This is a genomic window from Anaerobacterium chartisolvens (assembly GCF_003337415.1).
Taxonomy (GTDB): Bacteria; Bacillota; Clostridia; order Acetivibrionales; family DSM-27016; genus Anaerobacterium; species Anaerobacterium chartisolvens.
In genome coordinates this window covers 17,681-30,581 of record NZ_QPJT01000029.1, presented here as the reverse complement: position 1 = coordinate 30,581, position 12,901 = coordinate 17,681, and the positions used below count along the sequence as shown (strand labels likewise).

At 34.8% G+C, this 12,901-nt stretch carries 9 protein-coding genes; all 9 read right to left on the bottom strand.

Features of this window, described 5'->3' with window-relative positions; genetic code table 11:
- Window positions 1-57 precede the first annotated feature (57 nt).
- Window positions 58-858 (bottom strand): radical SAM protein, encoded by an 801-nt coding sequence (locus tag DFR58_RS18425; RefSeq protein ID WP_114299475.1) that lies wholly within the window; start codon window positions 856-858, stop codon window positions 58-60.
- Window positions 859-1,336: 478 nt separating this feature from the next.
- Window positions 1,337-2,023, bottom strand: a complete 687-nt coding sequence (locus DFR58_RS18420; RefSeq protein ID WP_114299473.1) for a DUF6338 family protein — start codon at window positions 2,021-2,023, stop codon at window positions 1,337-1,339.
- Window positions 2,024-2,036: 13 nt separating this feature from the next.
- Complete coding sequence (locus DFR58_RS18415) at window positions 2,037-4,433, bottom strand: S8 family peptidase (RefSeq protein ID WP_170138224.1); 2,397 nt, start codon at window positions 4,431-4,433, stop codon at window positions 2,037-2,039.
- Window positions 4,426-5,592 carry an AAA family ATPase gene (locus DFR58_RS18410; RefSeq protein WP_114299469.1) on the bottom strand — a complete coding sequence of 389 codons (1,167 nt, stop codon included), beginning with the start codon at window positions 5,590-5,592 and terminating at the stop codon, window positions 4,426-4,428. Before DFR58_RS18410 ends, DFR58_RS18415 begins: the two co-directional genes overlap by 8 nt.
- Before the next feature lie 177 nt (window positions 5,593-5,769).
- Entirely contained in the window at window positions 5,770-6,129 is a 360-nt protein-coding gene (locus DFR58_RS18405; RefSeq protein ID WP_114299467.1) for a hypothetical protein, read from the bottom strand.
- A gap of 216 nt (window positions 6,130-6,345) precedes the next feature.
- Complete coding sequence (locus DFR58_RS18400) at window positions 6,346-7,374, bottom strand: hypothetical protein (protein WP_114299465.1); 1,029 nt, start codon at window positions 7,372-7,374, stop codon at window positions 6,346-6,348.
- Between the two features lie 222 nt (window positions 7,375-7,596).
- The gene (locus DFR58_RS18395; protein ID WP_114299463.1) at window positions 7,597-8,442 is read right to left on the bottom strand and encodes a hypothetical protein; all 846 of its coding nucleotides are present in this window, start codon (window positions 8,440-8,442) and stop codon (window positions 7,597-7,599) included.
- A gap of 93 nt (window positions 8,443-8,535) precedes the next feature.
- Window positions 8,536-8,769 carry a tyrosine-type recombinase/integrase gene (locus tag DFR58_RS18390; protein ID WP_341457413.1) on the bottom strand — a complete coding sequence of 78 codons (234 nt, stop codon included), beginning with the start codon at window positions 8,767-8,769 and terminating at the stop codon, window positions 8,536-8,538.
- A gap of 425 nt (window positions 8,770-9,194) precedes the next feature.
- On the bottom strand, window positions 9,195-12,830 hold the full coding sequence (locus tag DFR58_RS18385) for an ATP-dependent DNA helicase (RefSeq protein WP_114299459.1): 3,636 nt from the start codon (window positions 12,828-12,830) through the stop codon (window positions 9,195-9,197).
- Window positions 12,831-12,901 lie beyond the last annotated feature (71 nt).

Sequence of the window (12,901 nt, the reverse complement as noted above, 5' to 3'; positions counted from 1 at the left end):
ATGCAGACCACATAAACTGATCTGCATTTCAAAATTTGCAACATTTCTAAAGCATTACTATATTGCAGCTATAATTCTATTCCCTTTATCCGTCATAGTGCCATTTTTAATATGATATTCCTTGTTTCTTGACTGGCAAAAATCTATTACCTGTTCGCTTAAAGTGTTGTAGAAGTCCTTATAATTTTTGTACTGTGTGACTTTCGGGTTATAATTTAATCTCCCGAAAATAATTTTGTCAGCAAAAGCAACTGAGTTCAATATTTCAGAAAAATTCTGATCTATTATATTGGGTGTAGGATAAGGCTCAATACTTACCCAGGTCTTATATCCCTTTTTATGCAAATAATAAAGGCTTGAAATTCGCTGCTGGTAGGTAGCTGAATATGGTTCATATTCTCTTCTGTAATCTTCATTTAATGATATTAAGGTAATACCATATTCGTTTTCCTTGCTCAGTTCTGCAAGCTCTGCGGGTAATATTCCCTTTGTCAATGCAGTGCATTTAATTCCCGCCTCATTGAGTAATCTAATTATATCAACGCTCAATTTGCTAATTTCAGAATATCCAAACATAAATGGATCGGTGGTAAAACAAAGATGTACCGATTGAATTTTTGACTTTAGTTTAGGAATTTCATTGCCTAATAAAGATAATGCGTTATGAACCACTTGCGGCTCAAGCCATTCCTCATATGTTCCCACTTTGCCAAATCTCTTGGCAAGCAAAAAGGCATAACATGGGTACTGGCACCCGTGCGAACATCCCTGCACATGATTTATAGTATAATCACCATATTCTACACCGGTCTTGTATAACAATGTTTTCCTTGAAATATATTTTGCAACCTGCTTCATTGGCTTAGTTTCACCTCAATTTTATATTTTTTATAAAAACTTGATTATTACAAACGTTCTAAACCAAATTCTCATTATTGATTGCTACAATCTTTTGCCGAGAGGCACAGTTAAGGAGCTGTTACTTTTCCTCGGGGCAGCAAATATCTGACGCACTCCCAGAAGGACACCTTGCTTTTTTGCTGTTTGGCACGTCTATTACAATCCCCTTCTGCTGATGATATTATAGATATAGCCGTAACACCCAGACACATTGACATTTCCCTAGAGTAGTATTTAGGCCTCTCTATCTGCACTACCAATTTGGTGGTGACTCTTGTCATTAAATTTTGAGTGTTAAGACTGCTTAGGTTTTTGAGGTGGAGGTGAAAAATTAGGTTTAGGATTTGAAGGCCGAGGATTTTGACCGCCCTTTTTACTCATACTTTCATTCAAAATACTAAAGTTAACAATCTTTTCACCCTTTGGGTTTGCATCTTTACTCACTTTGATCGCGCTCCTCTCCAGTAATTTGGGTATCTTGTATGTCACCTGTATCAAAAAATTCTATTGTTAAGTCATGATATTCTCTCGAGATATACATAGCTTTTGTATCATAACAAAACTGTCCATCCGCATTATAAACTGATACATCTCCTAATAACAGTTCCCTTTTTTCATCAGTTTCAGAAAAAACTTTTATCCAACAATAATAATACATATTTATTTTGTGATCTCGTATCACCATCCATTCTATATTAGGAATATTATGCAAGTAATCCCAGACATCTTCATCACCATATCTCTTCGTAGCGCTAATTAAGCGTCCAAATCTATTAATAATTTTAAACCTATAAATATACGATGCTATGTAAGCCAAAATAATCCCGATTACTACAGAAAATAAAACTTCATCCCAATTAATTGCAGCTTTTTCATCCACAAAAGCGTTGAAAGCAGTAATAGCTGAGTACTTACATGAAAATGAAAAAGGATGGATGACTAAATTCACTGATTGTAAAATACCAAGTAAAACATAGCTTACAACAGAAAAAATAAATATTTCCGAATAATCTTCCCAGTCTTTTTTTGTGCGTTTACCTCTGAGTTTTCTGTATATCTTTGCTCCAATTATTCCTGGTAAAAGAAGTAAAATTATCCGAATAACAAATACACTAAAATTCATTTTTACTTAACCCCTAAATTGTTTTAATAAGTCCTGTTCTAACAGGTATATACTTAATATTAACGTCTGTACTTTGAAATGATTGTAGCAATAATTTAGTAACATCGCTATATACTGGTGCTATTTTCTTAGGATCTCTGATAGTTATAACAACTGCAAAAGGTATTTCTTGTCTTTCATCTATATCTCTCCAAGTTGGTGATAATTCTAATGATATTTCACTTGATCCTTTTGTTCCTCGAAGGCTGCTAAAATAGATTTGTTTTATTGAGGACCACTTCAGTAATTTTGTCATCTGGTTTTTTTCCCATTGTTCTTCAACATCCATCTCTTTTGCTGAGCAGCCTTTAGAAATTGTATTCAATGTTCCGTTTACTAATGAGCGTAATTTTAAGTCAATGTTACATCTGCAATATTGACTGCCTAAATAAGGTATTAAATTCGGCTCATATGCAATTGTAACTATAATTTCTCCTCGAATTTTTTTATCCTCTAGTTCAAGGGATTGAGGAAATGGAAAATCGGCAACTTTAATCCAGTTTATACCTTCCCTGTAGTTTAACCGTCCTTCGTAGATTAGCGTTATTTCATGCTCATTTCCATAGAGAACATTTTGTAATCTTTTGGGGATACCGAAACCATAAAAATAATGATCATTTGCTAGACTAACTCTTTTGTTTGTAATTGGGTGAACGGCACTATGGACTAATAAAGCTCGAGCAAGATTACAACTCAACTCATTTGGATACAATTCAAAGTATTCTGCTAAAATACTTGATATCATGGGGGTTGAGAAGCTTGTTCCATAATCTCCAATGATTTTACCAACGGAATTTATCGATTTTATTGGGAATGTTGGGGGATTACCACTAAAGTGAACTACTTCAGGCTTAATACTTAATCCGACTCCTGGCCCTCTTCTAGAGTACGGGGCTATATTTCCTGTTGTTACCAACGTACTATCATCATGCATCATAGCAATTGAACCAACTGTTACAGCTCTAACTGAATCCGCGGGTATACAAATTCTATCCTCATCATCTTCAAAGAAATCATTTACAGGCCAATTGTCTCTCAAAGTCTCATAATTACCTGCAGCCATAATAAAAATCACTTTATATGTATCCTGAAGTTCATCCATTGCTGCAGTAAAATCGGAAACAATACTAGCGCAAAGGCACTTAGTGCCTAAAGATAAATTCCATACACGATAGTCTTCAGAATGTAAATCTAATGCATCAATAAGCGATGCAATAAGTTCATTCTCACGAATAGTTTCTTTTTCTGGATCAGGGATTACTACGATATCCAGTATTTTGACACCACTATCAACAATTTCTTTTAATTCCGGGTTTATAATATGTCCGTAAACTAACAAACCTCCAATAAAATCCCCATGATAGTTATTTTGCCTGTCCTGTAGAACAAAGGATTCTTGCTGAGTCACCCAAGGTTTCAAATATATATTATCTGGCGATATACCGGAGTCAACAATTGCAACCTTAGGATATGAAACTCCTTCTTTAGGGGTAATAACATCAATTTTATTGTCAGAAAGAGAAGGATTAGTAGTTAGGTTTTGAAATTTTAGATATGTGGATATATGTTCTACGCCCGGGAAGTTAGCCATTTGTGCTGTTATTTTTTCACTTATATAAGGTACTATATAAGTATTAAACTTTTTTGAATATGATAACTTTTGGATTTTGCTTTTTCTTATTCCTAAATCCTGAAATTGCTTTATAAAACTTGTTAAAGCTAAATTATCTAACTTGTTGCTTCCATAATTGAAAAAACGCACTTTGATTTGGCCATCTTGTTCTGCATCATAATAATTAGTAGTAGTCATATCTATAAGAACATCCTTAGTAGAATATTCAAGAATATCCGTTATTGAAGTCAACTCATGTAATAACTCGTATTCATTTAATCTTTCAGAAATTATTGAAGGACGAGGTATTCCATTTTTATCATTTTTATTATATATCCAGTTTTCTCTATGGCTTGGAATTTCGGGGAGAAGATTATTTAATAAATCGAAAAATTCTTCAAGTGTATTACTTGATACACCAATAATATATTCTCCTAAACCATGGATTGAAATAATCTTAGAACCTATTTCATTTAATATTGAGTCTGGCCTATGGCTTTTAGCAAGCTTTCTATCATGCATTCTAATAATTACAGGAACAGGAATTTCCTCTTCGCCCATTTGTACCACTTTTTGGGGTATATAGTTTTTTAAAAGGTGATTAACTTGAAACATAAGCTTTTTAAGATGATCAGATATATTTTTTTTGTTTTCATATATCCATTTAGCTGGTTCTGGAATAGAACTTGGTACTTTATCGTTACGATAGTCTCGTTGTCTAAAACGGACCTTTTTAGCGGAATATCTTTCATCAGTCATGTATATCAACCTCACTTTTAATTTTTTCTCGATCATTTTTTATAGTATTGTGATGGCATCTTAATACTTCACCAAGAAATCTATTGCTTAAGCCACTATTATGTTTTAATAAATATTCAACCTTTTTTCTTCTTGATAAATCAGCGTCATCAGGGACTGCTTGATTAATATAAACATATGCAAAAAAGTGTTCAACAAAATCAGCAAGTTCTGCCGATCTGTTTTCTAACACAGCTCTCCTGAAAGATCTTTTTACGATTTGTTGTATATCTGCAACTGATTGACCTTGGAAAAGACATGATAAAAAATCCATTGATTTTGCATCTAATAAGTGGCCAATTTCATTGCTTATTTGTTCTAAATATTTATAAATCAATGTATGATTTGGAAGAACAACATTAACTCTAATATTAAATCTTCGCCAGATTGCTTCATCTAGCATTTGTTCATGGTTTGTTGCTGCAATTAAAATGCTTTTACTATTTAATGAATCAATATTTTGTAATAGAGAGTTAACTACTCGCTTCAATTCACCCATTTCATGCATATCATCACGCTGTTTAGCTATTGCGTCAAACTCATCAAGAAAAAGTACACAAGGAATTTTTGAAGCATAATCAAATAAAAATCTTATATTTTTTGCAGTATTGCCTAGGTACGAAGAGACTAAAGTATCAAGTCTTGCAATTATAATTGGTAGATTAAGCTTCCTTGCAACACTTAATGCTATTTCCGTCTTTCCGCACCCTGGCGGTCCAAACAGTATCATTGTCATTGGCATATCTAATGCATAAGAAGCAAGTTTATCCTTATTTAAATAAGCAAGAGTAATTTCTTTAATTTGCTTCTCAGTTTCCTCACTAAGGACTAAGTTTCTTTCATCTATCTGGTTCGGTAAAAGTATATCTGCCAATTCAAGTTTAGATTCTTGGTCAAATGGTAACTGTTTTATATTACCAGCAGTTATGCTATTGACACTAATATTTTCGTTTAGCATATAATTATATCTTTCTAGCATTTTACTTATTCTTTGACATTTTACTAATTCTCCATCGTTTTCTAGTTTTCCTGCTAAAAGAGTAGAATAATCTACAACTTTTTTTTTATCTGCTTTTAAAGCTCCATCAATTATTTTAATAACTTCCGAAAAATGATTCATCTCATTATCCCCACTTTCATACAAATAATATCATAAAGCTATCCATGTCGCAATATTTATTATCCATTTTATATGTTTATTTATCCAATACGGCAATATTGTTATCCATATGGTTGATTCAACTATCCATTTGCGAATCCGAATTTGGTCAAACTTTTTTGTCCTTAAGCACTATTATTACGATTTAAAAAGTGGATCTAATAAAATTAGTATGCCCCTTAAATACAACAACGCGTCCAGAGCCTTTACCTCCTCTGAACGCGCTGTTTCCGCAATGTCTCCCGATTGCCGGGTATTGATGTTCCTCTGCAGCCGCCGCAGCTTCGACTTCATCTTGAAATCAAATTTGAGCTTTGAGGGCTTAAAGTGCAGGAAATAGTTTATTATTATTTCCGGGCCGGTGTGCTCACCGTGGGTTATAAAGTACAGCATCCCCGGTATGACCTTCTCCGGAAAGCCGGTTATGAGAAAGGTCTTTACGTGCATGTCGTTTATGCCAAGCCTGTCCCTGCCAAGCCTAATTTTGTTGGCCAGCATGTTATCAGCTCCTTTTTTGTTTGAAATGTATATAAAATCAGCTTGAGGACTGAAGGCCTTGTTTTGGGTGGGCTGTATTGGGTTTGTATTATATGGATAATGGGAAGCTCGCTAATTTCATGTTGTAGTTGGTTATAAATATTAAACGAAGCTTGGGGTTATGATTTCAATTTTGAAGATTGTGGATAAGGTGTTGTGACAGGGGCACATGTACAATCAGTCACGGATAAACGGATCGACGCGACCTCCGAAGGCAAAAACTCTCCACTCACCCACCCTTTGATCTTTGACAAGTGTGATCATGTAGACATCCGAAGTAATTTGGGGAGAATCAACGATAAAGCCCTTCTCTACGCGAGGGTATATATGGATATACGCTGTGTCGCGTTGTTGGTTGTACCGAATGACAGAGCTCATCCCTGGCGACGGAATGGCTTTGTAATAAGCGACGGCTTTGGAAAAATCACCCCAGTCGTAGATATTCGGCTCAAACACAAGTCGCTTCATTTCATCATAAGAAAACTGTTCCTGCGCAAGCAGTTGTGTGAAAGCGCAAGCAGTCGCCCACAATTGCTTCTCTTCAAATGTGTATTGCTCGAGCAATGTGGTGAAAATGGTTGCGGTGCTTTCTTCGGTTATATCAGAACCGATTAGGTTACACCAAAAAGGTGAGCCTGTGATATTTTTCGCGTCTGAATCTTGTGATTCAAGGTGAATCACTGGGGCGCGGAAGTGGTGCGCTTTTTCAATGCAGGTCACGCCGTTCACCTCAAAAAAATCGGAAAGTTCAATGACTAAAGCCTCGATTTCCTTTACAAATGTTACGACACAAAACAGTCTGAGCAGCTCATTATCTTGAGCAATACGATAAATCCTTTCTTCATCCGCGTGTAAGTGAAGCCCGTACATCGTATCATCTATGGATTCATCCAGTGTTCGTTCCGTGCCATCAGCGAGAGAGTGATTGAGCGACTGATCACAGGATTGCTGAAAACGTGCCTGAAACTCAGATAAATAATCTGAATGTCCCGGGAAGCGGCGGATAGCCTCAGTAACAATATTAGTTAAATACAAATTGCCTCTACCTTTTCGCGTGTACTTACGAAGCAACATGAGCCGAGTTTGTGCAGCAACGTATATAGAATCGAGAAAATCGCTCAATACTGCATTAGAATAATTTATTGGCAGTTGTTGTGTAAAACGCTTGTATTCTTTAACTGTGGTTTGGAACAATTCTAATTCCACTATTATCCCACCTTCGACAGATTAAATTATACCAATATAGAATTCCTATTAGGCCCATAATACGAACTTATCATTATTACTATAACTGTAAATATTCTAAACTTCCAATTATTAGCCAAATAAGAAGTTTGCTGAATTTGCCATTATATGGATGATTGAAAGTTCGGTTGGACTTTATTGATTTCGATATTATTTGGATGAAAACTTGTTAGTGAATATATCCTACAATTGTTTATTCTCATCATATTGATTAATTATTTTTTCCATCCATCCTATAATGCAATCTTGTTTATCGGACACTGTTTTCAACATAGAATTAATTAGTGGTGCCTCTAATGCATCTAGATTTTCCTTATATCCGATATTATCTAATACTACTGAAAAAACCGAATCTATAAAATAAGCCAAATATGCTATATTTAGGACGATAAAATAATTAAAATAAATACAGTTTCCATTATATAAATACATCTCGCCATCGGTAACTAATTCGTCTACTTCCAAGTTATACACTTGGAATAATTTATTTTTATTATCATTAAACACAACACAAGTAGCACCATTATGAATTATGGCATTTCTCGTTTTCCTGATACTCTGAAACCACTCTGAATTTAAAATATACTGTCTATTATCATTTTCAATTAAAGCTTTCAGATAGTCTAGTTTCATATTAAACCGTTCATGTTCCGATACCTTATCACCTTTATATTTAACAAGCATATCTAATATTTTTAAAGTGTATTCAATTATAACTCTATATTTTGCAAAAATATACTCAATAAAAATAGCTACGGTTTCACTTTCAGGTAATCGCGTATTATCTTTTTCATGTATATACTTTGCGTAAATATCTTCAATGTCTTTTATTGCTAGAAATATTTTCCTAAAGTCTTGACGTATTGCTTTCAAATAATTTTCAATATCAAGTAATTCTTTAACTTGCAATGCAAAATCACATCGCCCAATTTTGTATGTTAATGCACTTACCATATCTGTTGCTTTATAACTTTTGTGAAACCACTTTAAAATTCCAATATCGACCTCACGTGCTCTACTTACATCCATAAAATCGCCCTTTCCCTATATCAATGCCTTATTATTTAGCTTAGTATATAACAATTGTTCACTACCTTCCCATTATAGCCATAATCCCAACACTCACACTGGAAACTTCCCCATAACCTCATCATACTTCTCTTGAGCCTCAGTAATTGCCAGCTTTGAATAAACCTCCAGAGCCTGCCTACTCTCATGCCCCGAATAAGGCTGAATAAGTGCATCGTCTACCCCCTGCTTCTTCAGCCATGTAAATAGGAAGTGTCTCAGCTTATGAGGCGACAATTGCTGTTTTATCCCTGCCTTATTTGTATATTTCGCCATAATTTTCCGAATTCCTCTTTCCTAATACTTCTTTTTCCAGAAGGATTCAAATAAATATAAGTCTCCATTTTACTTCATATCCTGTCCCTGACAAGCTTAATTTTGTTGGCCAGCATGTTATCATCTCCTTTTTGTTTGGGATATATATAAAAAAACAAGGTGGTCAGCTTAGGGGCTGAATGCCTTGTTTTTGGGCGGGTTGTATTATATAGATAATCATCATATCACTCATTGATAGATTAAAGTGAAGCAAACCTTTGAGATATGCTGGCTTATGTACCTAACCATTTGCTCCACGCTCAAATACAACTGGGATGAATTTCTCTTGATTTACTTTGTTGTAGATTTTGGGGAAAATAATCTGTGTTTCTGTTCCTACGCCATCGCTCTATGAGTTTTCTTTCTTCTCGTACTACTCATCGAGCAGAATCAAGATATTATATCATCAATTCAAAATAATCTCTAAATATATCTTTTATATCAGAAGATTGCATATTACTTTCATAAGTTACGATTAATTTTCCATCAAAGAATTTTTCATACCAAGATTTCTTTTTCTTCCAGTGAGCAGCATATTGGGGATTATTTAATAATCCGACATGTTCCCAATAATATGTTTTTCCCCTCCAATCGATTGTAAAGTCTGGAAGATACATTGAACCATCCTCAGCAAATAATGGTTCCTCATATTGGAACCCTATGCCGTTAGAATATAGTATATTAGCAATATTCATTTCTGACTTAGAGCGAACAAGATATTCCGTAAGGGTAGAAATTTTCTTTCCTTCTTCAAGCCAACTTGAGAAATTCAAAAAGTCTTCCGGTATTGGGTTAAATTCAAATATAGACGAATTAATTCTCCGTACTCCGGATTTTTCTAACCGACTTAATGCCAAAAGAGTCGACGCATTATCTTCAACGAAAATTGTCAGATGTCTCTGGGCTCTTGTTATTGCTGTATAAATGAGCTCCATTGACATTAAGTGACTTTGCTTTTTTGGAATAATTAGGTAAATTCTATTAAACTCACTTCCTTGTGATTTATGAACACTAATCGCATATGCAAGTTCCAAATTATCAAGAGGTTTTTGTTCTGGTATAAATCTATTATCACTATCTTTCAACAATTGATCACCATAGTTATACCAAAAATTTGATCGTTCATCTCCTGAGAACAATACTTGAAATCTTTTTATTCGTTTCCATTTCCAAGCGTTATCCTTGAAATCTAAGCCGTGGGGTCTGACAAATCCAATTTCCCCATTAAATATTTCTTTTTTTATAGTTTTTCTTGATTTCAAATCATACGCATATGCGGGCTCTGATTTTGGGCGATTTCGATATTGAATAACCTTATCACCAATCGCAATCCCATCAAGTAGGCTCTTTTTGAACATGGCACCATTAACTAGTTTCTGTATAAATAAATTTATGTTTTGAGTGCCATGATACTCGCCGCGATATGGAGATATTATTTGCTGGTATGTTGCACTCCTATTATTTTCACCATTTTTGCATGCTGCATCCCAAAGCAAGTACTCTTTACGTTCTTCGCATTCTATGCCAGTATCTTTCTCCATATCAGATATAATGACTTTTTTTAATGTTTGTTCAAGTTGCTCATGACTATTCCAATAATAAACTGACAAATCCTGTTCGATGTCACCGCCAAATTGAATTTTTGAAATGATGGCCTCTTTTTCCATGTCCAATGTTTCGCAATTTTTCTGTTTTTCCTGTATAAATATCTCTGCCAAATCTAAGATGCCGTTTCCATTACCTTCAACCCGATTGGCAAGCTGTCTAATGTTTTCATGCAATATGCCAACATTTTCAGGATATTCAGCCGAAAGCCACTTAATTATATCAGAAAATACCTTCCCCCTTCCAATAGGCGGTAATTGGTTGGGGTCACCGACCAAGATCAAGCGCTTGACACTGTTCCAGTTTATTGAACGTATCAATGTTGCGAATAGGGTTAAATCAATCATTGAGCATTCATCAATTATTATTGTATCATAACTATTATCCCGAGTACCACCAGTTTGTTTTAGAATAAAATTCTCGCCTATCCATCCCTGCTTCGCTAAAAAGGAATGTATAGTTGTAGATGGCTTACCAGTTTGTTTCTTTATTCTCTCAGTAGCTTTCCCTGTAGGTGTCATAATTAGAATAGGCGTACCTTCCCCATGTACACGATTAATATTTTCTATTATAGACTTCAGTATTGTAGTTTTTCCTGTTCCTGCTGCCCCGGAAATCACACTTATTGGTTTTAAAAATAAGTCATAACAAATTTTGGCCTGACTTTGTAATGCTTTTTCATATTCTTCTGGGGCTAACTCTAATAGTTTGCCGTTAGTTCTCAATTTCTCATAAAACTTCTCTGTACTAATAGGTATTCTTATTGAGATATTTGTACGTTCAGCAAGCTCCCTTACCGTATTTTCGACTAAACGTTCATCTTCATATATTTGCTTTAAGTAGACGTATATATCACCATTCTCATTTTTTCGTATATGTAACGCCTTTGATAATACGTCTGCATCGACTTTTATCATGAAATTCCTCAAAACATATTCAGTGCTTTTCCATTCCGGCATTACAGTTAGTCTTTTATTAATTCTTTCCAGTAAGATCGTTCCAGCTACAAATGAATGCGCAGCAATGGATTTTAACACGGAAACTGTAAAAGCCCGCAAACGTTCTGGAGAATCTTTCTCACAGATATTCATTAATCCATACTCTGGTGATGGCATTATTCCATTATCTATTTTATATACAGAAATATAATCATCTAAATCATTTGGTATATATTCTTCACAGATAATATATGGATTGAGTACTATTTCACTTACAGATGACTGAATGCCATTATTAGCCCTACTTTCTGATACGATATTGTTTAGTTGTGTTATAGAAAAATCAAATCTAGGAGCAACAGCTAATAAAAACTCTTGTTCACTTTCTCCAAGTAAAGCAAAGTTTCTCTGAGCTGATTTGATTTTTTGACTACTGATTTCACAGTTTGATAAACTGCTACGTTCACCATTAAGGAGACTTTCCAATTCCTTATAGAACCCTGTGCGAGTATTCTTTTCAACCATATTCATGTAATTTTGAATTAAATCGTTTAGCCCCACAAATTCTAAAATTGCCGGGATACCAGGGTAGGCTCCCCTACTACACCACAACTCAGCCAGTAAACTATTCAGCCATTCTTTACGCAAGCCCCAATTTTCAGTAGTATCACTAAGTTCAATAAGTATATTAACAATTTCAATAAAACGAAGTATGTAATAGATCGCTTCATCATCCGTAACATCACGAGATCCATATTTAAATACCCTTGTATTTTCAGGAATAAACGCAATACGATTCAATACTTCCTCATTGTCCATATACTTGTGATAGGGTATACAAAATCCTTGATCCGGATAGCATGAAGTCATTGGCTTTTGCCACACAACGCCGTTTGCATAATTCTTTTTAATCTCTTCTGTGGCATCTTCATAATAAAGATAATTTCCTATCTGTTTAAGACGTGATATGCCCACAATGACATATTTCTGAACTTCATCATCACTGAAGGGGTTACTGTAATTAGCATAATAAAACAATAAGGATTTATTTACTTCAAAGCTATCGAAATACTCTCTAGCATTTGCAAAGCGAACATCATTATTATACTTTCGACCATCTTCGGCGCTTGTGAGAACATCATCACTGTACATGCTTTCATAACCCCATGTGAAAGCTGTATAGGGAGGTATATCTATACTAACTCCCTCGGCTTTACCTTCCATCCATTTCGGCACATCAACATAGCCTTTAATGTGTTCTGAACCGAATGCGTTTATGCTTAGGCAACAGGGCGCTACCTCATTATTACACATTCCACATAAAGTACCTGTATTTTCTTTTTCCCATTCGAGGTTTCTATTTTCAAATATTAAATCCCCAGGATACGAGTAATGCCCGACACAATAGGTATTATTTGCTGGATCATTGCAAATCCTCCCATTCCATCCATTTCCGTGCCATGATAATCTAATACTCATATGCTTAGCCACAATTATCCTCCTGCTCTTGGGTGTTAATTCGTTAATAGTTTCCGGTTATTATAAACTTCCCTAATAGCCAT